Source organism: Halomonas sp. ATBC28 (assembly GCF_005937175.1).
Taxonomy (GTDB): Bacteria; Pseudomonadota; Gammaproteobacteria; order Pseudomonadales; family Halomonadaceae; genus Vreelandella; species Vreelandella titanicae.
Genome location: NZ_VCQL01000014.1, coordinates 127334 through 153442, shown reverse-complemented (window position 1 = coordinate 153442; position 26109 = coordinate 127334). Strand labels below are relative to the sequence as shown.

Genomic DNA, 26109 nt, shown 5'->3' with positions numbered 1-26109 from the left:
TAATCGGTGCTATTTGGCAATGACCCTCCTGCTGGCGATAAGTTATGCGCCAGCAGGCTTCGCCCAGCAGGATGAAAGTGCGGCGCGCCGGCAGTTGGATGCGATTGGCCAAGAGATCGAGTCCGTTGCCCAACGCCTCAGCGCCACTGGCGAGGCCCGCGATAGCGCCGAACGCGAGCTCAAGGAAGTCGAAACCAAGCTTGCCGAGACTCATCAGCGCTTAGACACGCTACAAGCTGAGCGCCGCCAGTTGAATGATGAAACGACCCAGCTCCGTCAACATCGTGACCGACTGGAGAGCGAGCGTGCCGATCAATATGCAGCCTTGGGCCAGCAGCTCTCAGCGCTTTACCGCCTTGGCCCAACGCCGCAGCTCAAACTGCTGCTTAACCAGGGCGACCCGTCCGAGCTTGATCGTATGCAGGCGTATATGAATCGGCTGACCGAAGCACGCAATCGCCGCTTAAATGCTATCGCCCGCCTCGATACGGCGCTCGCCGATACTCAGGAGGAACTAAGCGAGCGGCAGGCCCGCCTCGATACGCTGGCCGACGAGTTAGAAGAGCAAAGCGCGCTGTTAGCCCAACGCACCACCGAACGGCGAGGCGTTGTTTCCAATCTGGATGACCGCTACGGAAGCGAAGAGGAGCGGCTGGCCGACCTCAATCAGAGCCGCGAAGAGGCCGAAAGGGTACTCCGTAATATCCAGGCGGAGATGGCAAAACTTGCTGAACCCACGCCTACTACGCATATTGTAAGCACCCAAGGTGATTTGCCTTGGCCGGTACAGGGTTCAATCAGCAGTAGTTTTCACCATCGCGACGGCGTGCACTATAACGGTATTGTGATTCAGGCCAGCGCGGGCACCCCGGTCACTGCCGTACACACTGGCCGGGTGGTATTCGCTGACTGGATGCGGGGGTTTGGTAACTTGTTGATTATCGACCACGGTGACCAGATCATGACGCTGCATGCTCACCTGCAACAGTTTAGCGTCAGGCCTGGTCAGCAGGTCAGTCGCGGTGATGAAATTGGTCGCGTAGGTGATAGCGGTGGTCAAACCCGCGCGGCGCTCTACTTCGAAGTTCGCCGCGGGGGTGAACCAATTAATCCACAGCGTTGGATTGCGCGTCGCTGACGGGATAAGCTGCATGACTATTGATGTCTCAATGTTCATTTTCAACTAAACACTTTCCACGACAGGGTGCGCGCTATGGCGCCACCTATCGCCCTGCGGAGTCTGCATGACGCTATCAGTTACCGGGGTATCAGCCCCCGCCAAGCGCTTCTTGGCTACCCTGCTCCCGATTGCTTTACTGGCGGCCCCGCTACCGTTGCTCGCCCAGCCAGCCGGTAGCGGTGCAGTGGATGAGCCATCCTACGACCAACTACCCCTGGAAGATATTCAGACCTTCGCCGAGGTGTTTGAGCGCATTAAGCGTGCCTACGTTGAGGAGGTCGATGACAGTACGCTGCTGCGCAACGCTATGCGCGGCATGCTGAGCGAGCTAGATCCCCACTCCGCCTACTTGGATGAGGAGGAGTACCAGAGTCTGCGCGAGTCGACTCAGGGCGAATTTGGCGGCATCGGTATCGAGGTGGGCACCGAGAATGGTCAGCTCATGGTGATTACGCCTATCGACGACACCCCCGCTTCCCGCGCGGGGCTACTTTCTCGCGATATTATCGTCGCCATTGATGGCACCCCCACCGACAGCATGTCGCTGCAAGAGGCCGTCACCCTGATGCGCGGTGAGCCGGGCACCGATCTACGCATTAGCGTGCTGCGTTCAGGCGAAGATTCGCCGCGGGAATTTATTCTGACCCGCGAGGTTATTCGCAGCGAAAGCGTTAAACATGAGCTGCTCGAGCCCGGTTATGGCTACCTGCGCGTTAGTCAGTTTCAGTCGCGCACACCGGAACAGGCGCGCGATGCGCTTGAGCTTATGGCTCGCGAACAGCCTTTAGAAGGGTTGATACTCGATTTACGTAATAACCCCGGTGGGGTGCTACAGGCCGCCGTCGGCATTGCCGACCTGTTCCTGGATGAGGGCTTGATCGTGTATACCGAGGGGCGCCTCTCAGATACCGAAATGTCGTTCTCCGCCTCACCCACCACGCCCGCTGCCGACGTCCCGCTGGTCGTCTTAATCAATGGCGGCAGTGCGTCAGCGGCGGAAATTGTCGCCGGGGCGCTGCAGGATCAGCGGCGTGGCGTGATTATGGGCACCGATAGTTTTGGTAAGGGTTCAGTGCAGCAGATTATGCCACTCGGTAATGGCGAAGGACTCAAACTTACCACGGCGCTCTACTACACCCCCAACGGACGCTCCATTCAGGCCCAAGGCATTGAGCCTGATGTGGACGTCGTCCGCGGTCGTTTGGAGGTCGCCGAGGGCCGCCGGGAGATACGCGAAGCCGATCTCGAGGGCCACCTAAGCGCTCAGCAGGCGCCACGGGATCGCCAGGAAATGGCCGAGCGGCTACTCAATGATTACCAGCTCAGCGAAGCGCTCAATCTGCTTAAAGCACTCAACGTAGTTGACCGTCAGCGGCGTTGACGACAACCTGATTTAACGACAGCTAAGCGGCAGGCGGCCGCGTTCCCCGGTCGCCTGCCGCATCAATACCCGCTTCAATGGCACCAACTGGTTCATACCACTCATTCCCAAATTACGCACCAGCGTCAACGCCGGGTCGTGGCTGCCAAACAGCACTTTAAAGCCCTTCATCAGCCCCAGCATGGCGCTGTTATCAAAGCGCCGCCGGCGCTCATAACGCCTCAAGGTGCTTAACTCTCCCCAAGGCGCGCCGCGCTGCCAGGCATGCACCACTTCTTCTGCCAAGACCGCTGCATCCATAAGGCCTAAATTGACGCCCTGGCCCGCCAGCGGATGAATGCTGTGGGCAGCGTCCCCCACCAGTGCAAAATGCGGCTGCACATAGTGACGGGCATGGCGCTGCACTAACGGAAAACGGTGGGCCTTATCGCAGGCCGTCACCTCACCTAGGCGATAGCCAAATGCTCTACCCAGCGCCTTCCCAAGCGCTTCGCGAGGCAATTCACTAAGCTCAGCGGCGTGCTCCGGCGTGGTCGACCATACGATGGAGCAGTAATGGTCATTCCCTTCCAAGGTTAACGGCAGAAATGCCAGTGGGCGACCATCAATAAACGCTTGCCGAGCCGCCCCACCATGGGGCTTGGCGCACTTAACGGTGGTTACCACAGCCTCCTGCTGCATATCGTCACTGGCCACCTCAATACCGGCCATTTCGCGTAGCACCGAGTGGGCACCATCTGCGGCGATGATTAACGGCGCATGTAGCTGTCGCCCATCGTCAAGTATCAGCCAGTCGCCACTTGAGGCTTGCTTTGAAGGATATGAGCTTGGGCGCTGCAGCGCCTGTAGGCGAGCGCCAAAAAATGGGGTGACATTGGGATGGTCAACGACCTGGCTATTGAGCGCGGCCAGCGTGACCGCGTTCTCAACGATATGGCCCAGCACCGCGACACCCGCCTCGTCGGCAGAAAAGGCAATTTCACCACTGCCTTCGGCATCCCATACCTGCATGCCTTGGTAAGGAGTCACTCGGGTTTTCTGCATCGCAGGCCAAGCGCCCAAATGGGTTAGCAAACGCTGAGAGACCGGCGTTAACGCGCTAACCCGCGGGGCTGGCAGCACGCTAGTAGCATCTTCAAGGCTTAACGGCGCGGGCTTTGCCTCAACAAGCGCTACCTGCATGCCTGCCTGGGCTAACAGCGCGCAGAGCGCGGTACCGACCATACCACCGCCAACAATAATCGCTTCAAAGCTTTCCACCGACGGCTTCGCAATAGATGAGTCCGTATGCATAGCGTTCCCTTGTTCGTGGGCTAGGATGTATAAGCTTAACGTTCTAAGCCCATGGCGCGGCGAGCCAGCCCTCGCCGCAAGGGCCCAACCAGATTCAAACCTATTAACCCCGCGGCCCGAGCATGGGGCAGCAGCGGGAAGGAGAGCCCGAACAGCCGCACCAGCCCGTCGCTAAAGCGAATCACATTGGCGCGGTCTCGGGAGCGCTGCTTTTCAAAGGCTTGCAGCGTACTCATATCGCCCAACGGCCGCTTGGCCTGCTCACCCTGCTCCAGGGCCTCGACAAGATCCATTACCCCACGCAGGGCTAAGTTGAACCCCTGCCCCGCGACCGGGTGCAAGGCATGAGCAGCGTTACCCAATACCGCCAGCCCTGGACGCACCGGTTCTTCAGCGGTGACCAGTGAAAGCGGATAGGCGTGTCGGGTGCCTACCTGGGTAAAGCGACCCACTCGATCACCAAAGGCACGTTGAAGTTGCAACAGAAATTCACGCTCGGGAAGCGCCATACGCGCTGTTTCACTGCCAGTGGGGTGCGTCCAGATCAACTCCATGGCCTGGCCGGGGAGCGGCAACAGCGCCATTGGTCCTTGGGAGGTAAAGCGCTCATAAGCGACGCCCATGTGGGGCTGGCTTACCCCCACGTGGGCGATCAGCGCCGTCTGTTGGTAAGACTCATGGCGGCTGCCAATGCCTAACTGCTCTTTAAGACCAGAGCGTCCCCCATCTGCCAATACCGTTAGTCCTGCCGTCAACTGGCTACCGTCTGAGAGCTGCAGATCATGCCCATTAGCCACGGGAGTAAGTTGCTCAACCTTCGCCGGGCAGTGCCACTCCAGCGGTAGTTGGGCAAGCCGTTGGTGCAGCACACGTCCCATCCACGCATTGGGGATGACATGCCCCAGCGCGGCGACACCCAGCTCGTCAGCACTCAGCCGTGTCGCTCCTAAGCGGCCGCGCTCACTGATGTGAATGCGTTTGATAGGCGTGGCCTCACTCCGCATCGCTTCCCACACACCCAGCTGCTGGAAGCGTTGGGCTGAACCTTCTGCAATCGCACTGGCCCGGGCATCAAAACTGGGCTGCCAAGTCGTTTCCTGTGGCTGAACAGCCATCGGAGCCGACTCAATGATCGCCACGCGCCAGCCATAGCGCTCAATCAGCGGCGCCAGGGCGCAGCCTAAGCTGGCGCCTACCAGCCCCCCGCCCACAATTACAATGTCATGCGTCGGCATTCCCTTAACCGCCTGATTAGACTGCTGCATTGGCTTCTCCCGGCCACGACGCCACTTCATAAAGAGGTAATAATAATTTCGTAACGTAATTTACATAAAGGCCACTGAAGACATTGAGAGCTGGTTACTTTTTAGCCATCAATACCTCAATTTCGTCGACCTGTTTAGGCACGTCTGCGGTCAGCACTTCATGACCTTCGTTAGTGACGACCACATTGTCTTCAATACGAATACCAATACCCTGGTAGGCGTCAGGAATATCGTCATCGCTAGGGATATACAGGCCAGGCTCCACGGTGAGCACCATGCCTGCGACCAGTGGCCGAGGTGTTTGCTCATTCAGCCGGTAGGTACCGACATCGTGTACGTCCAGCCCCAACCAGTGTGACGTTGAGTGCAGGTAAAAGCGTCGATAACTCTCGTCATCGATACGCGCCTGTACATCACCTTCCAGCAGACCAAGCTCAATCAGCCCAGCAGTTAGGTCATGCACCACGCCCTGGTGTATATCAGCAAGGGTGGCCCCCGGCTGAACCGCACTCACAGCGCGCTGCTGGGCATCGAGTACGACCTGGTAGAGCGCCCGCTGGGCATCATTAAACCGCCCGGAGACCGGGAATGTGCGGGTGATATCACCAGCATATAACTCAAACTCGGCCCCCGCATCGATAAGCACCAAGCCGTCTTCACACAGCGGTGCGCTGTTTTCAATATAGTGCAGTACGCAGGCGTTGGCACCGCTACCTACAATCGTACTGTAGGCAGGGCCACTGGCCCCATGCCAGACAAACTCATGCTCTAACTCGGCCTGGAGCTGAAATTCGCTCAGCCCTGGGCGCGCCACCTGCATGGCGCGCCGGTGAGCATGGGCAGATATCAGCGCCGCATGTCTGAGCAGGGCAATTTCAGCATCGCTTTTGATTAGCCGCATGGCGTGAACCAACGGGTTGATATCCAGCCAACCTTTTAGCGGTGGCCGACCGCGTCTAAGCCCGACCAGGGCTTCATGTAAAGCATCTTCAGCCATGCTGACAGCTTCAGCATTGTCTAGCGGCAGATAAAGTAGCTCACGACCTGCCAACAGTTCAGGTAGCCGCTCATCACGTACTGCGTTTTCAAACGCCTGATCGATGCCGTAATCAGCGACCACGCCTTCGGCACCCAAACGGCGCCCTGTCCAGGCTTCCATGGTGGGGTCGCGATCCTGACAGAACACCACGCTTTCACCTTCAGCGCGTCCTGGTAGCAGCAACAGCAGTGCATCTGGTTCGTGTATGCCCGTCAGGTAGTAAAAATCGCTGTTCTGACGGAAGGCAAATTCACTATCCCGTGAACGGGTCATCAGTCCGGCACCGGGGAGCACCACCGCTGCGTTATCCGGCAGCTGGGCCATTAAGGCGTCACGGCGGTGGCGGTACTCGCCCATACTGATCGCAGGGGGGCGAGGTAACAACGTAGGCAACACAGGGTCGGACAGCATAGCGGCTCCTATCTAGGCAACGGGATTAGTGAACGGGTGCGTCAGTTTGCTCGACTTGCGGCATACCGGGGTGCTGCTCGGTATACAGCAGCATAGCGGCCATGCGGGCATGCTCGGTAAGCGCAAACAGATCGTTTTCGTTTTCGGGGCTGTCGTCGATATCGGTATCTATCCGACCCAGCGCCTGCAAGTCATCAATCGCCTCACGGAGCGCCTGAGACCAACGCTCGCGCAGCTCGTTGTCGGCCACTTCATCGACCACCTCAATAAAGCCCAGCGTCCACTCTTTAAGACCCTGCGCCTGCTCGCCCAGGGAGAACAGCTCGTCGGGTAGCAGTGGGGTATAGTCCAGGTCGCTGGCGCTAAGCGCCTCTACGGTTTGCCGCCGCCAGCCTAATAGCCGCTCGGCACTTGCCTGATCGCGGGGCTGCTCAACACCAAGGCTCTGGCAGACTTCGTCCAACCAAGCCTCTGCATTCACATCGCGTAACGCCAGCAGCGCACATAAGCGGCCATCCAAAAACGCCGGCGACTGCATGCTGCCATGGAGAAGAAAGACATCTGCGACATCGGAGAAGTCCTGACGCTCATCAATCAATGACATAGTATTTAATAACCTCGTATTTATTGGGCGTGTGGGGGATAGGGTGGCGGCAATGGTACGAGATGCACTCGCCCGCGCGTTGACCGCGCACAAGTGCCTCTCTTATAGTGAGTGACACCTATCTTCCTATGCTGTGATGTTAACGCATTGGGCCCCTTGCTGGCCCGTGCTGGAGTCTTTGATGAGCAACGCCAAGCGGCCAACCAAAGAAATAACCCTATTAGGGCGCGGCTATATCATTGCCTGCGACACGGGCGAAGAAGCCAAACTTGATCGCGCCGCGCGCTACTTAGACCGCGCCATGCAGGGTATCAATGCCCAAAGCAGCGTGCTGGGGAGTGAGCGTGTGGCGATCATGGCGGCCCTCAATATCACCCACGAACTTCTTGAAGCCATGGATGAGCACCGTGCCGGTGAAGAGAGCCTGAACCGTTTAAATGAGCGCCTTGAGCGGGCATTATCCAAAACGCGCCAGTCTTAGGCTTTACCTGAAAGCGCTGTCAACGATCTAAAGACTCGGCGAACGTTTAACCCAGACCTTTGGCATTAGCCGTCGCTCTGTTAGGATGGCGGGGTTCTCTGGGGTGTACGCCAGTCGTTATAGTCCCTCGAGCCTATGCGTAATACCCAGGGGGCCAAATGCTAGCCAGGCCCGTGTGCATGTCCGTGCGTCGGAAAGCCTGACGGTCTGGCTGCGGCCACCCACCTGAACCAGTAGGTTCAGGGCCAGAATGACAGCGGCACTCTGGAGAACACCCAAAGTCTAGGCTATGCGAAAATATAGAGGATAAAAGAATATCTGCATGGAAAGCCTCTATCTGGACGACGATAAGCGCGCGCTCCGCCGCTCTTTACGTCACCAACGCCGAGCCCTTTCTGAGCATGAGCAACGCCTTGCGGCACAGCGCTTGTGCCAACGATTGAAAACCCTGCCTGAAATACGCCGCGCACGGCGCTTAAGTCTTTATCTGCCTGTCAACGGCGAAATCGATCCTACCCCGCTTATTCCCTGGCTACGTCAGCGTAACGTCAATATTTATCTCCCGGTTTTACGTCCGTTTAGCGCTAACCGCCTGTGGTTTGTTGCCTACCGTCCTGACACCCCAATGATAAAAAACCGTTTTGGTATTTGGGAGCCTGACGTGAGATTCAGTGCCCAGCGGCGTAATCGGCTGCCCACTTGGGCGCTAGATACGCTGATTGTGCCGCTAGTCGGATTTGATGCTAATGCAAACCGCATGGGCATGGGGGGTGGATTTTACGACCGCAGCTTAGCGTTCATGCACCGCCCCGGCCCATCGCCTACTTTGATTGGCGTCGCCCATGCCTGCCAACAGGTGGCTTCTCTGCCTGTGGAGCCATGGGATGTGCCTTTACAGGTGGTGGTCAGTGACCAAGGCTACGTTCGCCGGCAATCGCTGTCCTTAAAAACTGGCCATAAAAAAGGGCTGACCCCATAAAGGATCAGCCCCTCTCATCTGCTATCTGTCACCTTGCGGGGAATTAGCTTCCCGACAACGCCTGCGCATAGCCGGTAGCCAGCACTCCTAATGCAAATACCACCATCAACGCCATTACCATATCAGGCTTCTTCCGCCGCATGCCGCTTCTCCAACACCTTTACCGTTGCCGAATGTGCTAAATCCACCACACTTTACGGTTTCAAAAGGGTGGCAGATTTGCTTAATTTCGTTCACGACTATAGGGCTATTAGGCCATCGTTGACAACTAGTTTAGCGACCTTTTTTAGCCTCATTTCTGAGGATTAAGTTACGTTATGTTACTAGCAGCTCTGACGTTAAAGGTAAGCAACCACTTACACACAACTATTTACGCACGTCTTATGCTTACCGCAGGGCAGCGCTAAGCCATAAATAATCGGTAGGCCGGATTATCGCTTTCACGCCAGTAACGGTAGCCGATGGCATCTAAGTACTCTGCCACATGAGTACGGTCACCGTTTGGGACTTGCATTCCCACCAACACTCGGCCGTAGGCAGCGCCATGGTTGCGATAATGAAATAGCGAGATGTTCCAGTCGTGTGGCAACTGCGTCAAAAAGTTCATCAGCGCACCGGGGCGCTCGGGGAACTCAAAACGGTATACCTCTTCTTCGAAACGTTCGCTGGGGCGGCCACCACTTAGGTGACGAATATGCAGTTTCGCCAGCTCATTGTCAGTCAAGTCTTCTACTTGATAGCCACTCTCACGCAGCTTGTCGATCACTGCCTGTCGATCTTCACCGCCGGGCTTAACCTGCACGCCTACATAGATATGCGCTTCACTGCTGTCAGCGTAGCGATAGCTAAACTCGGTCACCATACGCTTGCCTAGCGTGCGGCAAAACTTCTTAAAGCTACCGGGTTTCTCGGCAATGGTCACCGCCAGGATCGCTTCACGCTGCTCGCCTAGTTCCGTGCGCTCGGCAATGTGCTGTAGGCGATCAAAATTGGTATTGGCGCCTGAGTTAATGCACAGCAGCGTCTCGCCTTCGGCACCGGTCTGCTGCACGTATTTTTTTAGCCCTGCCAGCGAGAGCGCGCCAGAGGTTTCCGCCACGGCACGGGTATCTTCAAAAATATCTTTCACCGCTGCACACATTTCATCGGTATTGACGGTGATAACGCCGTCAATCAGATCTTTGATCAACGAAAACGGCACCTCGCCAATTTGTGCCACCGCGACGCCTTCGGCAAATACACCCACTTGCTCGAGCACCACACGCTCACCCGCCTCTAAGGCGGCTTTGAGGCAGGCGCTGTCTTCGGCTTCGACACCGATTACTTTGATATCCGGGCGGAGGTACTTCACATAGGCCGCGACACCGGCGATCAAACCACCGCCGCCAACCGGCACGAAGATGGCGTCTAAGCGCCCAGCGTGTTGGCGCAGAATTTCCACGCCGATGGTGCCTTGACCGGCCACCACATCAATATCGTCAAACGGCGGAATATAGGTGTAACCGTGCTCTTTGATCAGCTCTTGAGCATGCTCGGCTGCAGCAGCGAAGGCATCCCCTTTGAGGATGACCTTGGCGCCCCGGGCGCGCACCGCCTGCACTTTGATATCGGGGGTAATACGCGGCATCACAATGACGGCTTTGACACCCATCAGCTTCGCGGCCATGGCCAGCCCTTGAGCATGGTTACCGGCGGAAGCGGCAATCACGCCTTTATCTTTTTGATCCTGGGTGAGCTGCGCCATTTTGTTATAAGCGCCACGGATTTTGAACGAAAACACCGGCTGTAGATCTTCGCGCTTAATCAAAATCTGGTTGTTGAAACGACGCGACAAAAAGGGTGCAGGGGAAATCGGGGTCTCACAAGCGGCTTCATAAACGCGGGCTTGGAGGATCTTTTTGACGGTTGCTTCGAGCATGCGGGTATCCCAAGGGAAGAACGTGAACGGACAAAGCTTTTATTGGTAGCAGATTACGTATAGCGGCGTCTAGCCGCGTTTCCATCGGCAGGCAACGTTTAGGCCGTTATACTAACGCCACTACCTCTTTTCTCTAACTCTCCTCTGACTCACAAGGCTATTTATGAACCAAGCTATGAACCAGGATGAATTAAAGGCCGCCGTGGCGGACGCCGCCATTGCAGAAATTAAATCTCAGTTGGAAAAGGATACCATCTTAGGCATTGGCACCGGCTCCACGGCTAACCTGTTTATTGATCGCCTGGGGCCCCTGCGCCATCATTTTAAAGGCGCGGTGGCGAGCTCTAAGGCAAGTGCCGAGCGCCTTGAGAAACTGGGCATTGAAGTTTTTGAGCTCAATAGCGTTGGCACAGTTCCTTTTTACATCGACGGTGCAGACGAAGTAAATGCTAACTTACATATGATTAAAGGCGGCGGTGCTGCGCTTACCCGCGAGAAAATCGTGGCTGCCTGTGCCGAACGCTTTATCTGCATTGCTGATGGCTCAAAGTACGTGCCTCAGTTAGGTCATTTTCCGCTGCCGGTAGAAGTCATCCCCATGGCCCGCTCCTATGTCGCCCGCGAGCTGGTAGCGCTTGGTGCAGAGCCGGTTTATCGCCAGGGAGTAGTCACCGACAATGGCAACCAAATTATCGACTGCTTTGAATTTATGATCGAAGACCCGGTAGCCATGGAGGCGCGCATCAACGCTATCGTCGGTGTTGTGACCAATGGCCTTTTTGCCGCCCGCGGCGCTGATGTGCTGCTGCTGGGCAAAGAAGATGGTGTGGAGCGCATAGCGCTTAAATAAAGATTCTTCGATACAGGCACTGGCTAACGAGACAGTAACGACGCCAATCCTGTCAGGGTGCGATCAAGTGCGCCTTTTTGCGTCTCAATCACCGCGCGGCCAGCGCGCCCAGCCTGTTGGGCGCGCTCAGGGTTAGCAAAGTAGTCCGCCAAGGCATCTGCCAGGGCATCCGAGCTATCGACCAGCGTTAGCGCACCTGCCGCTTGAAGCGGTTCAGCGACATCGGCGAAGTTCTCAATTGAGGAACCGCTAAGCACCGGCCTACCGAGCGCCGCTGGTTCAAGCACATTGTGCCCGCCCAACGGCACTAGGCTGCCCCCCACAAAGGCCACACGACCTGCTGCATAAAGAACGGCCAGTTCACCGAGCGTATCCCCCAGGTAAACCTGAGTTTTCTTTGTGGCAGGCTGCTGTAGGCTGCGGCGGCTTAGTGTCCAGCTTTCTGTTTGGCAAAGCTTAGCCACCTCTTCAAAGCGCTGGGGGTGACGGGGCACCAGCACCAGCAACGCGCTCGGATAGCGCTTAAGTAGCTGACGATGGGCTTGAAGCACAAGTGCTTCTTCGCCGTCTCGGGTGGAGCCCGCTACCCAAATCGGACGCCCTCCCCATTCTTGAAGTAATCGCTCACTCTCTTCAGACACCTTATCTTGGCAAGCTATTTCAAATTTCAGCGAACCAACGATGCGAGTAATATCCATGCCGCAGCCAAGGGCATTAAAGCGTTCGGCATCTGCCGGTGATTTTGCGGCTAGCCAGCTAATATTGGCGAGCGTGCTGGCCATTAGCGGGCGCAGGCGTTGGTAGCGCTTAAAGGCGCGGGGCGATAGGCGACCATTCACCACTGCCACCGGCACACCCTGCTGGCGACAGGCGTGGATCAGGTTGGGCCACAGCTCGGTTTCAAACAGGATCGCAAGTTCGGGCTGAACGCTGCGTACAAAGCGTCTGGCAGCACCGGGAAAATCCAACGGTAGGAAGCGATGGGTAAGCCTTGCTTGATCGCTTGGGGTTTGCTCGCTAATAAGCGCTTGAGACTGCTGAGCACCTGTCGCAGTCATGGTAGTGAGCAGCAGGCTATGCGTTGGATAACGCGCTAGCAGCCCCTCAATCAACGGTCGAGCGGCGCGTACTTCTCCCACCGAGGCACAGTGCAGCCAAATACGTGGCGCGGAAGGCAGCGGTTCGAGGCGTAAACCCAGCCGCTGAAGGCGTGAGTAAGTGGGTACTTGCTCACGCCATATGCGCCAGCTAATCAGCGGTGAGAGCGCATACAGTGCCGCTGAGTAGGCAAGCCGAGGCCAGGCAGGTGAAGACATCAGAGGTTTCTTAGCGTTCACGATCTAGAATCGAACTAATCATCGCCGAGGTCGAAACGCCATCTTCAAAGCCCAGTACTTTAACCTCACCACCATTAGCGATAACGGCCGCGCCCCCGGCGATATCTTCTGGACGATAATCGCCACCTTTGACCAAGATATCGGGTAGCACCGCTTCGATCAGCGCCTGAGGGGTGTCGTCACTGAACGGCACAACCCAATCGACAGCCCCTAACCCCGCCAACACCTGCATCCGCCGGTTAAGCGGATTAATCGGACGTTTGGGCCCTTTCAGGCGACCAATAGAGGCGTCGTCGTTAACCGCGACGATTAAACGGTCACCCAGACGTTTAGCCTGCTCCAGGTAGGCGACGTGGCCCGCATGCAAAATATCAAAGCAGCCGTTGGTCATGACCACCCGCTCACCGCGTAGCTGGGCAGCACGCACCGCCTCGATCAATACATTCGGTTCAATCACCCCAAACTCGGCCAGCTTATCGCCGTGTAAGGCAGTGTAGAGCTCGGCGATAGAGAGCGTGGCCGTGCCCGGTTTGGCCACTACCAACCCTGCCCCCAAATTAGCCAGCATCATTGCTTCGGGAAAGGCGTGGCCTGCCGCTAGCGCTAGCCCCATTAAGCCAATAACGGTATCGCCTGCCCCTGTTACATCGAAAACTTCCTGAGCGCGGGTGGGTAGGTGTAGCGGCGCATGCCCTTCACGAATCAGCGTCATGCCTTTTTCGCTGCGAGTAATCAGCAACGCTTCCAGCTCCAACTCAGCACGTAGCGCTTCACCCCGTCGGGATAACTCGGCATCGGACGCACAATGGCCCACCACGGCTTCAAATTCGGTCAGATTGGGAGTGATTAAACTTGCCCCACGGTATTTGCTGAAATCCTGCCCTTTCGGATCGATTAGCACGCGCTTGCCCTGAGCTCTTGCGTTGGCTATCAGGTTCTCCACTTGGTTCAGCGTGCCTTTGCCGTAGTCGGAAAGGATCACTACGTCGCAGTCGGGGAGCACCTTTTCTACCTGAGTCACCAGCTCACTGGTATCGACACTGTCCAAGCGCTGCTCGAAATCCAGGCGCAACAACTGCTGGTTACGACTCATCACACGCAGCTTGGTAATCGTGGGTATCTCAACGCTACGTTGAAAGTAAGTACTCACACCTGAAGCAACCAAACTAGCTTGTAGAATCTGCGCGTTGTCATCGTCTCCGATCACACCCGCCAGCACCGCGTGGCCGCCCAGGGAGGTAATGTTCAGCGCCACATTAGCCGCTCCGCCTGGGCGGTCTTCAACATCTTCTACCCGAACTACTGGCACAGGCGCTTCGGGGGAAATCCGCGAGGTACCTCCATGCCAATAGCGGTCAAGCATGACATCGCCGACCACAAGTACACGGGCATGTTCTAACGCGGTTAAATCAATCTTCATCGGTGCTCCCTGCGCTGGCAGTCAAAGCGGTATGCGCCAGCAATGTATCCAGTTTAGCGATAACGTCGTCTGCTTTAATCAGCATCATGGCGCTTGGGTGACGCACCCGTTGGCCCCAGCTCACCTCGTCTACCGACTTATGCAGATAAGTACGTACCGCGTCTGGGTAAGCGTTGACCGCAAAATCGCGCCACAGATAGGGTGCGGCACGCTGGGGATTGGTCGATGCATAAAGACCCAATGCCGGCGTTCCCATGGCATTGGCCATATGGATAGGGCCGGTATCCGGCGCTATCACCGCTTGGGCTTGATCGATCAGCGCTAAAACCCCTTTCAATGAGGTGCCGCCGATGGCGTTAATGACACTGGCTGGCTGACAGAGTGCTTCAATTTGCTCGCCTATTTCACGCTCCAGAGCACTGCCGCCACCGGTCAATACGCTTTTAAGACCGTGCTGCACCCAAGCGTGTTCAATCACGCTCGCGTAGCCCTCTACCGACCAGTTGCGAAAATTACGCAGGCGAACGTTGCTACACGGGTTAATGACGAGGTAAGGGGTCTCACCGCTGATCACCTGAGCCTCATTACGTGCCGTATCGGGCACAGGTAAATCCCACGCTAAGCGGTCATCCTCTACCCCGAGCACCCGGGCGAAGTCCATAAAGGACTCCAACACATGGGCATTGGGGTGCGGCGCAAGCTGATGCTGGGTAAACCAGTGCTGAGCATCTTTGGCACGCGCCTTGTCATAGCCCACGCGTACGTCGGCCTTCAGCCCAAGCGACAGCACGCTGGCCCGAATGGCCTGCTGCATATGTAGCAACACATCGAAGCGCGTATCGGCAAGCTGCCGCCATAACGCGCGCATTCCGGCAATACCTGTCGACTTGTCGTAAACAACGAACTCGACCCCGGAAAGCCCCGCCAGTAGACTGTGCTCCCCCTTACCGATAATCCAGGTAATGCGCGCATCGGGCCACTGGCGCTGCAACGCCCGCACCGTGGGCACGAGATTGCACACATCTCCTAGGGCGGAGAGGCGCAAAATGGCAATGTGGTTAGGCTGAACAGGCAGAGAGGGCTTCATGCGCTTAGCGGCACTCCGGCAGAGAAATTGGCTGATTTTACATGATGTAGACAGTTTATGTGACGGGCCGGGAACACACCAAATTGATCCAGACTTATTCACGCGCGATTACTGGCGTGAGCGCGGATTAATTGTGGGCGAAGCACCAGGCCGGGGCAGCAGTCTGTTTTTACAGGCAACGCCGACCGAGCAGTGGGTATTAAGGCCCTATTGCCGGGGGGGCATGGCGGCCAAACTCAGTGAGAAACGCTACCTATGGACTGGCGCTGAGCGCACCCGGGCATTTCGTGAACTGCGCTTAACCGCCACGCTTTTTGGGCAAGGGCTGCCGGTACCTCGCCCCGTAGCAAGCTGTGTTACTCGCTATGGGCTTACGTATGAAGCCGCGTTGATTACCGTGCGCATTGCTGGTGCCAAAGCATTCGCTGAGCTACTCGTCAACGATCTTGTGGATGAAGCGTTGTTAAAGCGTGTAGGTGCTATGATTTACCGCTTTCATCAAGCGGGGCTTGATCATGTTGACCTGAACGCCCGCAATATTTTGATCGACCCCAGTGGCACACCTTGGTTGATTGACCTTGATCGCTGCCGCCTCCGTGCGGCGGGAAAGTGGCAGGAAAAGAATTTAGCTCGCTTAGAGCGCTCGCTAAGAAAGTTTTCTGCCATCTCCCACAGTTCAGAATTAATGGGCAGCATTCGACAAGGTTACTGTAGTTAAATTTTTATCGCGACTTGTTAAAACAGCTTTTAAAATACCGGCCAGTTCACCAATGAACATTAATTTTTCATAGATGCAGCAAACAACTGAGAAACTGAGTATATGTTAAGAAAGATCCCTTCAAGCTTATGGGAAACACATTATTTTGGAAAAACGCCCCTACCCTTAATAGCGATAGGCGTATTAACTACGTTGTTTTATATTTTTTCAAAGCCTCACTTTGATGATTTTAGCGACTTCAATAAATTAGTACTATCTCTCTCTGGTTTAATTAGCATTAAAATTTATGCCGCACCAGTATGGAAACACCCTGTTTTTCATATGTTTTGGTGGGCCTTACTGTTAGCAGTGTGTCATTGGTTTTTTTTAACACTGGCACTTCCTGATCTGGCAGGTGACTACCCTAAACTGGATCACATTGCCCGACTGTTCGTATTTATTATATTTGCATGGTGGCTTGCTGGCAGCACACAGAACACGCTACTTTTCTGGAGTATTGCTAGCGCAGCTGTCGTATTGGCGCCATGGATCGCTGGCGATGGCCTCGCTGATTTTCAGCGTGGTTTTCTCGGCGAACGCATTGGGTTTGGTATTCGTAACGTTCAGCATTCAGCGATGTTTTTCGGCACAGTACTGCTTGGATTGCTTATTTTTTTACCACGGCTATTAAGGGCCCCTCTACAACACTATGGCAAACTAAGTTTATGGGTGCTCGCTTTTATTATCATTATAGCTGGCGTTATCATTTCACAAACTCGCGCCACTTGGCTAGGTGTGATAGCAGGCTTATTAACGGCACTTTTCTTAATCTTTATTGAGCATCGGAAAAGTTTTTCAAAAAAATATCTACTCATATTTTTTATTTTATCAGCATGCCTGGCGATTCTTATTATTACCAATAGCTCTTTAGTCATTGAAAGAGCTACTGCAGAATTGGATACCATTCAGGCACTACTGAGAGGTGACTGGAGTTCTGTTCCCCTATCAACCAGTGAAGTACGCTCTAGTGTAGGAGAGCGACTATATAGTTGGCGCGCCGCGATCGATATGATTGCCCAACGCCCCTTGCTAGGCTGGGGTGAGCAAGGCATTGATTATCTATTTGATAACATCCAATATAATCAAGCACACTATCAAGCTTTAAATTTTGGTCATCTACATAACCTCTATCTTGAAATCACACTACAGTATGGCTTGTTAGGTCTAGCTGCTTACTTTTATCTACTAGGGTGGTTTATAACAAACGCACGGCTTGCTTGGAAGCGTGGCGACATGCCGGGTGATGTACTGCTATTTTTCTATGCTTTTTTATGCTTTTGGAGCGTGATTAATCTTTTTGAATCATATTTGATATTTTGGACAGGTGTATTTCTGTTTAATGTTGTTATGGCGGGCGGCCTCGTCCATATATGGAAACCCACATTGCGCACTAACAGTTCAACACCCTCTGTTATATCAGGAAAGGATCGCAAATGATTGATATTGTCCTGTGCTCCGATGAGGCTTATATAGATAAAGCCGCTGCCGTGATAGCGTCAACCGTTTGTCACAGCGAGACACCTGAGGCGCTGCATTTCTATATATTAGGATACAAACTATCTGCAAGTACTCATCAAAAGCTGCACAACTGGTTTACGACACTGCCTGCTGAGCTAACGATCATTGAAGCTGAGAATAGTCGCTGGCCCGAGTTAACATTGGGCCGTTTTGGGCCCGCCGCCATGCTGCGTCTAGGCATGCACAACTGGCTGCCACCAAGCTGCCAGAAAGTTATTTATTTAGACTGTGACCTTGTAGTGCTAGACGATATCGCCAACTTGTTGGCATTCGACATACAGGGCGCTCCCATCGCTAGTGTGGCTAATCTACAAGGAACCGAGCAGAGTCGAATGGGCCTTGGTTATCAACACTATTTTAATTCCGGCGTCCTTCTGGTGGATCTAGAAGGGTGGAAAGCTCGCAATGTGCTAGATCAAGTAGAGCAAATATTAAAGCAGCACGATTACACCTTAAGTTATCCCGATCAGGACGCATTAAATCTCATTTTCCAAGACTGGTATCGACTACCCATGCGCTGGAATATGCAGCCGTACGCTTATCCGGCCGTAGAAAAAAAAGCAGCTCACTATGCTGATTGGCAGAAGGAACTTGAACACGCTATCCGTGAACCCGCGATCATACATTTTATTGGCGCACGTAAACCATGGCACGCCGACAGCCGCCACCCACTTGCCTATTTGTATCGGCACTATCTTTCGTTAACACCGTGGCAGCCATCTGTACAAGCTACTCGACCTTCCCTGCAACGACGTCTGAAGCAAATGCTGGCGTGGTTTAAGAATCGGCGGCGCCGCCAGCGATTGCATTGCCACCCTGTGATGCAACTTCCGCCCCACCAAAAGGACTCGCCCACATGAAGGTATTGATTGTCGTGCGTACGTTAAAAATTGGTGGCATGGAACGGGTTGCGGTAAACCTTGCTGACGCCTTTGCGGAACACGGCCATGAGAGCCATTTGATGTACTTTAAGCCGCGCCCCCCTCAGTTAGAACCAAGCAATGAGCAAGTCAAAGTTCACCATTTCGCACTGTCTCGTGCCATGTGGACATCGGGTGTGGGTGGCATTATTGAGGTGGTAGCACGCCTGCTCAATAGCGTGTTAAGGAAAAGCTATTTTTTATTATCAGGCTGGTGGGGTGGAAAACTTTTTCGTCGCGAAGTACGTCGCCTTGAGCGCCAATATGGCACTTTTGATCGGATTATTTTCCGCGGTATTGGTACCTTTGAAACGGTATGGTCCTTCCAAGACCCCCGCGCCTGTTATGTTCTGGAAAATATCGTCAAAACTACCTCAGGCCATGCCCCTTGGCTAGAGCGACTAAAAGCACGCTGTCTATTTCATAACAAACACTTAGTAACCGTATCCCACGGCGTCGAAAAGCAAATCGCCACTGCTATGCAGACGCTACAAGTCAAACCATCCTCGCTGAGAACCATCACCAATCCATGCCCTTTAGAGTCTATCCGAAAGGCCATGTGCGAAGACTTTCCGGAGCGGCCCAATTCTCCATATCTACTCAATGTAGCCCGCTTGGTACCGCAGAAAAACCATCACCTTCTACTGCGGGCGTACGCCAAGATGCGCACAACGCTTCCGCTGGTGATTGTCGGCGAGGGGCCACTGCGCAAAGAACTGGAAGCACTAGCCGTTGAGCTGGGTATTGCGGCACGGGTTACTTTTACCGGTCGCCAACTAAACCCTTACCCTTGGATGCATCATGCTCGCCTATTCATCTTGAGCTCTGCCCACGAAGGTCTTGGCATCGTATTACTTGAAGCGCTGGCCTGCCAAACGCCGATTGTCTCGGTCGATTGCCCAGGCGGGGTACGTGATATTATGACCGGTGAGCTGGAAGCTTATCTGTGTGAAATGACACCGGAGGCGTTAGCAGCCCGTGTCGATGCCATTCTTGATGCTGACGGCTATGCTATTGATGAACGTTGGCTGGAACGTTTTTCTCCAGCGCACATTACTACTGCCTTTTTGCAAGAGATGCCTGCTTCATGATATCGGCTAATATTATTACCTTTAACGAAGAAGCCAATATTGCGGACTGTATTGCTTCCGCTCGCCAAGTATGTGAAGACATCGTTGTGGTGGATTCAGGCAGCCAGGACCGCACCACCGCTATCGCGCGTGAGTTAGGTGCCAAGGTGGTTCAACAAGCCTATTTAGGTGACGGCGTTCAAAAAAATATCGCGCTAGCGCACGTAAAGTACGACTGGGTGCTCAGCTTAGACGCCGATGAACGCCTAACCCCGGAGATGGTCGAAGCGATTGGACAACTAGACCTAGCTGCAACCGAGCATGACGCCTTTGCCTTTCGTCGCCGCAATATGATTGGCTCACGCTGGATTAGAGTCTGTGGCTGGTATCCCGATTACTGTATTCGGCTCTACAACCGGCACCATGCTCGCTTTGCTGATGTAAAACAGCATGCCAGCATAGGGGCTGCCAACCCCAAGCGACTTAACGCAGATATAGTGCATTACTCCTTTGCTAACTTAGGTCAGTTATTTGCCAAGCCAGGGCGAAACTTCAGCGGTCGTGCGGCCAAAATCATGTTTCAAAAGGGGAAGCGGGCAAACGCTTTTTCACCGTTTGCACATGGCCTGAATGCCTTCGTACGCAAATATATATTTCAGCGAGGCTTCATGGGCGGAGTAGATGGCATGACCGTTGCGATCAGCGCAGGTCTCAATAGCTACTTGAAGTATGCCAAGCTACTCGAATATCAACGCGATCCCAAAGTGCTTGAAGCGGAAGACTTTAATAAGGTTTGGTGATTGATGCATATTACTCATGTAAATTTGGCGCGTGGTTTTCGCGGTGGAGAGCGTCAAACTGAGTTATTAATTAAAACGTTAGCAGAGCATGCACCAAACGATATTGCACAAACGCTGGTTTGCCGTCGAGACTCGCCCATGCGCCAGCACCTGCAGAGTGTAGCGCGACTCAACTTTCAAGCAGCCAATCACCAGTTAGCGGGGCATTTTGATCTCGGCGGGACACAGCTTGTACATGCCCACGATGCAAAAGGCGTTCATTGGGCTTACTTACACTACCGTTTAAAAGGCACGCCCTATTTAATTACACGCCGTGTCGACTCGCCCGTCAAACGTAAGTGGTTTAATCAGCAGTGTTACTCTCAAGCATCCGCCAGGGTTGCCCTCTCCCACGTCATAAAGCGTCTGCTGGAAGACAATCAGTGTGGCGACGTTACCTTGATACCCAGTGCCTATGCGCGCTTAACGCCCTCGCCTGAGGCGACCAAAAGTTTTCGCAATGATTTTGCCGATAAATTTTTGGTCGGTCATGCAGGCGCCATGGTTGACCGTCATAAAGGTCAGCGAGTGCTATTGCAGGCTGCGCAGAAGCTTGAGCATCAAGCGCCTGATATACAGTTTATTTTTCTAGGTGACGGTGAAGATGCAGAAACGCTAAAAGCAGAATCCTCGTCACTTAGCAATGTTTCCTGGCTGGGATTTAAAAGCAATATTGCCGACTATCTAGCTGGCCTGGATGTGTTTGCATTTCCTTCACGCAATGAAGGCCTGGGCTCTGTGCTGCTGGATGTCATGCAGCTAGGCGTTCCTGTCATTGCTACCAAGGTTGGCGGCATACCCGATATCGTCAAGCACGAACAAACGGGGTTGCTGATACCGTCCGGCGACGCCGATGCAATGGCTAACGACATTATGCGATTAAGGCAGGATCCCGCTCTTCGGCAACGATTGGCCCAAGGAGCCACTGAACGTTTAGATCATTATAGCCCTCAGTCAATGACTGCAGCGTACTGGCACCTCTATCAAACAATAGTGAGTTAATGATTATGCTTGCAGCTTCTGCAAAAGCGCATAAAAATCTTCATAAACTAGGCTTTTATGCGCAACATACCGTTCACCGCCTAATTCCCAGTACGTTTCTGCAACGGCAAAGATTAAATTTACTTCGCTCATTAAAGCAATTGTCAAAAGAGGAGCAGCAGCAGCTACTTCTCCGAGTTAACTACTGTAATCAACTGGAAAACAACGTTGAACTGCCTAAGGAGGCTATAAGTTTATCTAGTTTCAAACGCGAGAAAAGCGGCACTTATTACTTGGATTTGCTCAGTGTGTTGCGCTATTTTCCGCCTGAACTACGCTTCTGCCATCGCTTTGGTGATGTAACCACCGTGCCGGATGCACCTACCTTAGTGAAAAGCCGGCCCATTAATGACCACAATCAAAACTCAGTTTTACTTAAGTTAAACCGTGTTCGTCATTACTACACGGTGAAAGATCCTCACCGCTATGATGACAAGCTTGACCTTGTGGTATGGCGTGGTTCTTGTCATCAAGAACATCGGCGACAATTCATTCGAGACTTTTATGATCACCCGCTATGTAATGTGGGCGATATTCACAAAAATGCGCAAGGTCAGCCCTGGCATAGCCAATTTATGTCGGTACTGGAGCAACTGAAATATAAGTTCGTACTCAGTATCGAAGGCAAAGATGTTGCAACGAATCTCAAATGGATAATGGCCTCTAATTCACTCTGTTTTATGCGACTACCGCGCTTTGAAACATGGTTTATGGAAGGCACTTTGTTACCTGACTATCACTATGTGCAGCTCAAAGATGATTACTCAGACCTTGAGGAGAAAGTCACCTATTACCTTGAAAACCCCGTGGCGGCAAAAAAAATTATCGGTAATGCTAACCGCTACTTCGCTCAATTTATGAATGCTGATAAAGAACGCTTGATGGGTCTTTTGGTTATGCAGAAATATTTCGAGCGCACCCATCAACTTCTCCCGTAGTAGCCGTTATCATCAGAGCTATCAATTTTCTGTAACATCTCCTTTTTCACTGTTTATATTAGGTAAATGTCATCATACGTTATCGCTCTTTCATTGCATGGGATACCGCTAGGCTAGCCACCATTGCATTGACACTAATTGGCCTCAGCCTGGGTTACACGGTCACGGTAATGACCCGTCTGCCCTGGTGGACGCTATTTTTAGTAGCGGCCGCATGGATTGGTGTGGGGCTTAAGCTGCGCTGGGGCCAGCCTGCCAATGCTCGCTATCGTAAAATGTGGCCCTGGTCGCTTGTACCGTTAAGTCTTTGGGGTGTGTACGTTTACTTGGCGGACAGCTTTGGCATTGTCGATTTGGGTGCGGTGTTTTTTCACCTCCAGGCAGGCATAGCCAAGCATGGTGGCGCAGGCAAAATGATTTCCGCGGTGCTCTATACGTTAATAATGATTGGCGTACTGGCGGCCGTGACGTGGCTATCACGCCACGACCAGCGCTGGCGGTTAGCCGAGCGCTTTTTCGCTATTATATTATTGGCTAGCAACCCGCTACTTTATGGCATAAGCCAACGCAGCGCGGCCATTGTCACTGATGACGGCGCCTGGCTGGATCGACGCTACAAGCCGCCCCCTGCCGAGGAACTTAGGGACGCCCCTAACTTACTCATTCTGTATTTGGAAAGCATAGAGCGTACCTACTCTAATGACATATTTGGGGATGCCTACGCCAGTCTCAACGCCCTAGGGGAACGAGGTGCCGTTTTTGAGGGCGTGCGCCAGATGGATAATACGGGCTGGACAATGGCGGGCATGATTGCCAGCCAGTGCGGCGTGCCATTGATGCCTGCTGGACTCCTTCACGACAGCCAGTTCGAGCCTCTTTCCAAGGTTGTTCCCGGGGTCGATTGTCTCGGCGACATTCTTGCTGCACAGGGCTACCAACTAAGCTATCTAGGCGGTGCTAGCACACAATTCGCGGGTAAAGGACTATTCTATCGCGGCCACCAATTCGATACGGTGAAAGGACGTGAAGATTTAGAGCCCCTGCTAGAGAATCCTGAGTATGTAAATAGCTGGGGCCTGTATGACGACACGCTGTATGACATCACCGCCGATGAGATCCGGCATTTAGATAGCCAGAATAGCGGCCCCTGGGGTGTAATTAGCCTCAATCTGGCGGGTCATGCGCCTAATGGTTATCCCTCCCAGTCGTGCGTGGAACGTCAAGGAGAGTTTGACGGCCAGGATATTCTTTATTCGGTGGAATGCGCGACTTGGCTGGCTCAAGATTTGGTTGAACGGTTGGATTCTGAGGGTCTTCTCGATAATACCTTGGTGGTCATACTGAGCGACCATCTGACGATGCGCGTTTCTGTGTGGGATCAATTGACCGCGCTAGACCGCGACAACACGCTGATAATGCTCGGCAACGATATCGAGCCACAGCGTATTCGCCGAGACGCTACCATGCTGGATGTTTTCCCCACGATACTCGATGCGCTGGGCTTTAGTTTAGAGCGCGACCGCGCTGGATTGGGCACTTCGCTTTTCAGTAATAATCGTACGCTGGTAGAGGCCCACGGTATCGAAGTGCTTAATGAGCGTTTACGGGAAGAGACGGCGCTTCAGCACCGCCTTTGGGAGGGCATTTCCCCTCAGCGGCGTGAGTCCGACGAGCCTTCTCAAGAAGTTACTCAAGAGCAAACCCTAGAGACGCCTGCTGACGCGGCAGACGAAGTCGAGCTCATCCATTAACGATCACGCTCTCCCACTGATGAGCCGCGTGAATCTGTTGGTAGACTTGCTCAACGCTGAGCAGATTCAGGCAATTGGTATGCCCCAACGGGCAGGTACGCTGAAAGCAGGGAGAGCAAGAGAGCGCTAGGTAGTGAATGACGGCGTTATCAGTCAGCGGCGGCGTGTAGGCGGGCGATGAGGAGCCATACAGCGCATGGACACGAACACCTACCGCTGCAGCCACATGCATTAACCCCGAGTCGTTGGTGACTACCTGCCGGCAATCCGCCAACAGATCGACCGCATCAGCCAGCTGCGTCTTACCACACAGGTTATGGGCATGGGAAAGCCCCTGTGTGATCTCCTCGCCCGCCGGGTGATCCTTTGCCCCCCCGAGTACGCGTACTTCAAACCCCTCTTCCACCAGCCGTTTGGCTAACTTGTGGAAGTAGCTGACCGGCCACTGCTTGGCAGGGCCGTACTCAGCGCCCGGCATCATGCCAATCGCCGTGCGGGAAGAAAGCGAGTGGTTCAGGCGTAAATTGACCAGATTATCGCGATCAATCTGCAGGCGTGGCTTGGGCAGCACAAAATCACCCCTAGCTGCTTCTTCCAGGGGTAGGCCCAAGGAAACAAAGCGCTTTACCGTTTGATTCAGCACCTGTTTGTCGAGTTTACGGCGCTCTTTGAGAAGCCCATAGCGATGTTCGCCTAAAAAACCTATTCGCTCGGGAATGCGTGCCATGAAGGGTACCAAAGCTGCCTTCCACGAGCGTGGTAGTACAATGGCACGATCAAAACGCCCACGCAGGCGGTTGGCGAGTTCACGGCGGCTGGCCAAGCCAAATTCACCGTGCCCCACTGCCAGCGGCAGCACTTCATCCACTTCGGGCATACGCTCTAAAATAGGCTGTGACCACTTTGGTGCAACCACCCCTATCGTCGCGCCTGGCTGGCGGGCTTTTAAGGTCATAAACAGGCTTTGTGCCATGACCATGTCACCGACCCACGAAGGGCCAATCACCAGCAAGCGCTGAGCTGAATTAGCCATTTAACCACCCCAAGTAGGCCTTCACCCCTTGAGCAACGGTTTTAAACTCAACATCGCAGCCGCTCTCACGTAGCTGACCAATGTCAGCTCGGGTATAGCTCTGATAGCGTCCTTTGAGTTCTTCGGGGAAGGCAATGTAGTCGATCTCACCTTTACCGTAAAAGTCGATAACCGCCTCGCCAATGGCTTTAAAAGGTTCAGCCCGACCAGTGCCAAGATTGAAGATTCCTGACTTGTCAGGATGATCCAAAAACCAAAGATTCACATCGACTACATCGCCCACATAAACAAAGTCACGACTCTGCATGCCTGCCTCGTAGCCGTCATAGCCGCCAAACAGCTTGAGCGTTTCACCATTACGAATTTGCAAGTGGTTGTGATAGGCCACACTGGCCATTTTGCCCTTGTGCTGTTCACGGGGGCCATAGACATTAAAGTAACGAAAGCCCACTACTTGAGTGGTTAACTCGCTCCAGCGCGAACGCACGTGCTGATCAAACAGCAGCTTGGAATAGCCGTAAACGTTAAGCGGCTTTTCGCACTCGGGTACCTCTTTAAATACCTCGCTGCCGCCATAGGTGGCGGCTGACGAGGCGTATAAAAAAGGAATACTCTGCTGCTCGCAGTAATTAAGCAGCACTTTGGAGTACTCGAAGTTATTCTCCATCATGTAGTGGCCATCCCATTCGGTGGTATCCGAGCAGGCGCCCTCGTGGAAAATCGCATCTATCTTGGGCAGGTCAACGCTTTCGCCTTTTAGCGCAACTTTTACCCTGGCGAGGAAATCATCTTTATCGAGATAATCAGCCAGCGTGCAGTCGGCCAAATTGACGAATTTGGTACCATCGCGTAGATCGTCAACGACCATCACATCGTTTCGACCGCGGGCGTTCAATGCTTTAACTATGTTGGCCCCGATAAAACCGGCACCGCCTGTTACCACAATCATACTGTTCTCCTTACCTAAAGCAGCTTGTTGGCATACGTGCCTATAACC

Annotated in this window: 23 protein-coding genes and 1 other RNA gene; 14 read left to right on the top strand and 10 right to left on the bottom strand. The window is 53.9% G+C overall.

All coding sequences use genetic code 11. From position 1 onward, the window contains the following. The first annotated feature begins 19 nt into the window (after positions 1-19). On the top strand, positions 20-1138 hold the full coding sequence (locus tag E0L35_RS16810; RefSeq protein ID WP_236614921.1) for a peptidoglycan DD-metalloendopeptidase family protein: 1119 nt from the start codon (positions 20-22) through the stop codon (positions 1136-1138). A 106-nt stretch (positions 1139-1244) separates the two neighbouring features. Continuing rightward, positions 1245-2561: a S41 family peptidase gene (locus E0L35_RS16805; protein WP_138800901.1), complete on the top strand. Its 1317-nt coding sequence runs from the start codon at positions 1245-1247 to the stop codon at positions 2559-2561. A gap of 12 nt (positions 2562-2573) precedes the next feature. On the opposite strand, the gene E0L35_RS16800 is transcribed toward E0L35_RS16805, so the two are convergent. The 4 genes from E0L35_RS16800 to E0L35_RS16785 form a co-directional block, all read right to left on the bottom strand. Continuing rightward, positions 2574-3854 (bottom strand): UbiH/UbiF/VisC/COQ6 family ubiquinone biosynthesis hydroxylase, encoded by a 1281-nt coding sequence (locus tag E0L35_RS16800; protein WP_138800900.1) that lies wholly within the window; start codon positions 3852-3854, stop codon positions 2574-2576. A 35-nt stretch (positions 3855-3889) separates the two neighbouring features. Then, positions 3890-5119: a 2-octaprenyl-6-methoxyphenyl hydroxylase gene (gene ubiH, locus E0L35_RS16795; protein WP_138800899.1), complete on the bottom strand. Its 1230-nt coding sequence runs from the start codon at positions 5117-5119 to the stop codon at positions 3890-3892. Positions 5120-5213: 94 nt separating this feature from the next. Beyond that, complete coding sequence (gene pepP / locus E0L35_RS16790; RefSeq protein WP_053857153.1) at positions 5214-6554, bottom strand: Xaa-Pro aminopeptidase; 1341 nt, start codon at positions 6552-6554, stop codon at positions 5214-5216. 40 nt (positions 6555-6594) lie between these two features. Then, complete coding sequence (locus E0L35_RS16785) at positions 6595-7173, bottom strand: YecA family protein (protein ID WP_022521010.1); 579 nt, start codon at positions 7171-7173, stop codon at positions 6595-6597. Between the two features lie 181 nt (positions 7174-7354). On the opposite strand from E0L35_RS16785, the gene E0L35_RS16780 reads away from it, so the two are divergent. From E0L35_RS16780 to E0L35_RS16770, 3 genes are all read left to right on the top strand, one after another. Next, positions 7355-7654, top strand: coding sequence for a cell division protein ZapA (locus tag E0L35_RS16780; RefSeq protein WP_022521011.1), 300 nt, complete (start codon positions 7355-7357; stop codon positions 7652-7654). Positions 7655-7746: 92 nt separating this feature from the next. Next, positions 7747-7929, top strand: a non-coding RNA gene (gene ssrS / locus E0L35_RS16775) — 6S RNA. Between the two features lie 47 nt (positions 7930-7976). Beyond that, on the top strand, positions 7977-8633 hold the full coding sequence (locus E0L35_RS16770; protein ID WP_009286373.1) for a 5-formyltetrahydrofolate cyclo-ligase: 657 nt from the start codon (positions 7977-7979) through the stop codon (positions 8631-8633). A gap of 403 nt (positions 8634-9036) precedes the next feature. Here the strand turns inward: E0L35_RS16770 and ilvA are convergent, their stop codons facing one another. After that, the gene (gene ilvA / locus E0L35_RS16765) at positions 9037-10551 is read right to left on the bottom strand and encodes a threonine ammonia-lyase, biosynthetic (protein ID WP_009286372.1); all 1515 of its coding nucleotides are present in this window, start codon (positions 10549-10551) and stop codon (positions 9037-9039) included. A 175-nt stretch (positions 10552-10726) separates the two neighbouring features. On the opposite strand from ilvA, the gene rpiA reads away from it, so the two are divergent. Beyond that, positions 10727-11401: a ribose-5-phosphate isomerase RpiA gene (gene rpiA, locus E0L35_RS16760; protein ID WP_027958479.1), complete on the top strand. Its 675-nt coding sequence runs from the start codon at positions 10727-10729 to the stop codon at positions 11399-11401. 23 nt (positions 11402-11424) lie between these two features. On the opposite strand, the gene waaA is transcribed toward rpiA, so the two are convergent. The 3 genes from waaA to E0L35_RS16745 are packed head-to-tail and all read right to left on the bottom strand — an operon-like array spanning position 11425 to position 15245. Beyond that, positions 11425-12717: a lipid IV(A) 3-deoxy-D-manno-octulosonic acid transferase gene (waaA, locus tag E0L35_RS16755; RefSeq protein WP_138800898.1), complete on the bottom strand. Its 1293-nt coding sequence runs from the start codon at positions 12715-12717 to the stop codon at positions 11425-11427. A gap of 10 nt (positions 12718-12727) precedes the next feature. Then, positions 12728-14158, bottom strand: a complete 1431-nt coding sequence (hldE, locus tag E0L35_RS16750) for a bifunctional D-glycero-beta-D-manno-heptose-7-phosphate kinase/D-glycero-beta-D-manno-heptose 1-phosphate adenylyltransferase HldE (protein WP_138800897.1) — start codon at positions 14156-14158, stop codon at positions 12728-12730. Further along, positions 14148-15245, bottom strand: a complete 1098-nt coding sequence (locus E0L35_RS16745; protein ID WP_053856930.1) for a glycosyltransferase family 9 protein — start codon at positions 15243-15245, stop codon at positions 14148-14150. The genes hldE and E0L35_RS16745 overlap by 11 nt, the downstream gene beginning before the upstream one ends. Between E0L35_RS16745 and E0L35_RS16740 the strand changes: the two genes are divergently transcribed. From E0L35_RS16740 to E0L35_RS16705, 8 genes are all read left to right on the top strand, one after another. Beyond that, positions 15244-15963: a 3-deoxy-D-manno-octulosonic acid kinase gene (locus tag E0L35_RS16740; RefSeq protein WP_022521015.1), complete on the top strand. Its 720-nt coding sequence runs from the start codon at positions 15244-15246 to the stop codon at positions 15961-15963. The two genes, E0L35_RS16745 and E0L35_RS16740, sit on opposite strands and share 2 nt — an antisense overlap. Before the next feature lie 102 nt (positions 15964-16065). Beyond that, positions 16066-17439 (top strand): O-antigen ligase family protein, encoded by a 1374-nt coding sequence (locus tag E0L35_RS16735; protein WP_022521016.1) that lies wholly within the window; start codon positions 16066-16068, stop codon positions 17437-17439. Beyond that, positions 17436-18380: a glycosyltransferase family 8 protein gene (locus E0L35_RS16730; protein WP_138800896.1), complete on the top strand. Its 945-nt coding sequence runs from the start codon at positions 17436-17438 to the stop codon at positions 18378-18380. The genes E0L35_RS16735 and E0L35_RS16730 overlap by 4 nt, the downstream gene beginning before the upstream one ends. Next, positions 18377-19531 carry a glycosyltransferase gene (locus tag E0L35_RS16725; RefSeq protein ID WP_138800895.1) on the top strand — a complete coding sequence of 385 codons (1155 nt, stop codon included), beginning with the start codon at positions 18377-18379 and terminating at the stop codon, positions 19529-19531. The genes E0L35_RS16730 and E0L35_RS16725 overlap by 4 nt, the downstream gene beginning before the upstream one ends. Further along, the gene (locus E0L35_RS16720) at positions 19528-20310 is read left to right on the top strand and encodes a glycosyltransferase family 2 protein (RefSeq protein ID WP_138800894.1); all 783 of its coding nucleotides are present in this window, start codon (positions 19528-19530) and stop codon (positions 20308-20310) included. Before E0L35_RS16725 ends, E0L35_RS16720 begins: the two co-directional genes overlap by 4 nt. A gap of 3 nt (positions 20311-20313) precedes the next feature. After that, positions 20314-21351, top strand: a complete 1038-nt coding sequence (locus E0L35_RS16715) for a glycosyltransferase family 4 protein (RefSeq protein WP_171051177.1) — start codon at positions 20314-20316, stop codon at positions 21349-21351. Then, positions 21351-22328, top strand: a complete 978-nt coding sequence (locus E0L35_RS16710; RefSeq protein ID WP_022521021.1) for a glycosyl transferase family 90 — start codon at positions 21351-21353, stop codon at positions 22326-22328. Before E0L35_RS16715 ends, E0L35_RS16710 begins: the two co-directional genes overlap by 1 nt. A 170-nt stretch (positions 22329-22498) precedes the next feature. Next, the gene (locus E0L35_RS16705; protein WP_101148389.1) at positions 22499-24079 is read left to right on the top strand and encodes a sulfatase-like hydrolase/transferase; all 1581 of its coding nucleotides are present in this window, start codon (positions 22499-22501) and stop codon (positions 24077-24079) included. On the opposite strand, the gene waaF is transcribed toward E0L35_RS16705, so the two are convergent. Together waaF and rfaD are read right to left on the bottom strand one after the other, a co-directional pair. After that, on the bottom strand, positions 24069-25112 hold the full coding sequence (waaF, locus tag E0L35_RS16700) for a lipopolysaccharide heptosyltransferase II (RefSeq protein ID WP_022521022.1): 1044 nt from the start codon (positions 25110-25112) through the stop codon (positions 24069-24071). The genes E0L35_RS16705 and waaF overlap by 11 nt on opposite strands. Continuing rightward, entirely contained in the window at positions 25105-26061 is a 957-nt protein-coding gene (gene rfaD, locus E0L35_RS16695; RefSeq protein ID WP_138800892.1) for an ADP-glyceromanno-heptose 6-epimerase, read from the bottom strand. The genes waaF and rfaD overlap by 8 nt, the downstream gene beginning before the upstream one ends. Positions 26062-26109: the final 48 nt, after the last annotated feature.

Bases quoted from the DNA above. Each gene is read 5' to 3' on its own strand.
- E0L35_RS16730 (WP_138800896.1), top strand. From the start codon at position 17,436: ATGATTGATATTGTCCTGTGCTCCGATGAGGCTTATATAGATAAAGCC.
- hldE (WP_138800897.1), bottom strand. From the start codon at position 14,158: ATGAAGATTGATTTAACCGCGTTAGAACATGCCCGTGTACTTGTGGTC.
- E0L35_RS16785 (WP_022521010.1), bottom strand. From the start codon at position 7,173: ATGTCATTGATTGATGAGCGTCAGGACTTCTCCGATGTCGCAGATGTC.
- E0L35_RS16720 (WP_138800894.1), top strand. From the start codon at position 19,528: ATGATATCGGCTAATATTATTACCTTTAACGAAGAAGCCAATATTGCG.
- E0L35_RS16725 (WP_138800895.1), top strand. From the start codon at position 18,377: ATGAAGGTATTGATTGTCGTGCGTACGTTAAAAATTGGTGGCATGGAA.
- E0L35_RS16735 (WP_022521016.1), top strand. From the start codon at position 16,066: ATGTTAAGAAAGATCCCTTCAAGCTTATGGGAAACACATTATTTTGGA.
- E0L35_RS16705 (WP_101148389.1), top strand. From the start codon at position 22,499: ATGACCCGTCTGCCCTGGTGGACGCTATTTTTAGTAGCGGCCGCATGG.
- rfaD (WP_138800892.1), bottom strand. From the start codon at position 26,061: ATGATTGTGGTAACAGGCGGTGCCGGTTTTATCGGGGCCAACATAGTT.
- E0L35_RS16810 (WP_236614921.1), top strand. From the start codon at position 20: ATGACCCTCCTGCTGGCGATAAGTTATGCGCCAGCAGGCTTCGCCCAG.
- ilvA (WP_009286372.1), bottom strand. From the start codon at position 10,551: ATGCTCGAAGCAACCGTCAAAAAGATCCTCCAAGCCCGCGTTTATGAA.
- E0L35_RS16745 (WP_053856930.1), bottom strand. From the start codon at position 15,245: ATGAAGCCCTCTCTGCCTGTTCAGCCTAACCACATTGCCATTTTGCGC.
- E0L35_RS16780 (WP_022521011.1), top strand. From the start codon at position 7,355: ATGAGCAACGCCAAGCGGCCAACCAAAGAAATAACCCTATTAGGGCGC.
- E0L35_RS16800 (WP_138800900.1), bottom strand. From the start codon at position 3,854: ATGCATACGGACTCATCTATTGCGAAGCCGTCGGTGGAAAGCTTTGAA.
- E0L35_RS16770 (WP_009286373.1), top strand. From the start codon at position 7,977: ATGGAAAGCCTCTATCTGGACGACGATAAGCGCGCGCTCCGCCGCTCT.
- E0L35_RS16715 (WP_171051177.1), top strand. From the start codon at position 20,314: ATGCATATTACTCATGTAAATTTGGCGCGTGGTTTTCGCGGTGGAGAG.
- rpiA (WP_027958479.1), top strand. From the start codon at position 10,727: ATGAACCAGGATGAATTAAAGGCCGCCGTGGCGGACGCCGCCATTGCA.
- E0L35_RS16805 (WP_138800901.1), top strand. From the start codon at position 1,245: ATGACGCTATCAGTTACCGGGGTATCAGCCCCCGCCAAGCGCTTCTTG.
- waaF (WP_022521022.1), bottom strand. From the start codon at position 25,112: ATGGCTAATTCAGCTCAGCGCTTGCTGGTGATTGGCCCTTCGTGGGTC.
- E0L35_RS16740 (WP_022521015.1), top strand. From the start codon at position 15,244: ATGCGCTTAGCGGCACTCCGGCAGAGAAATTGGCTGATTTTACATGAT.
- E0L35_RS16710 (WP_022521021.1), top strand. From the start codon at position 21,351: ATGATTATGCTTGCAGCTTCTGCAAAAGCGCATAAAAATCTTCATAAA.
- ubiH (WP_138800899.1), bottom strand. From the start codon at position 5,119: ATGCAGCAGTCTAATCAGGCGGTTAAGGGAATGCCGACGCATGACATT.
- waaA (WP_138800898.1), bottom strand. From the start codon at position 12,717: ATGTCTTCACCTGCCTGGCCTCGGCTTGCCTACTCAGCGGCACTGTAT.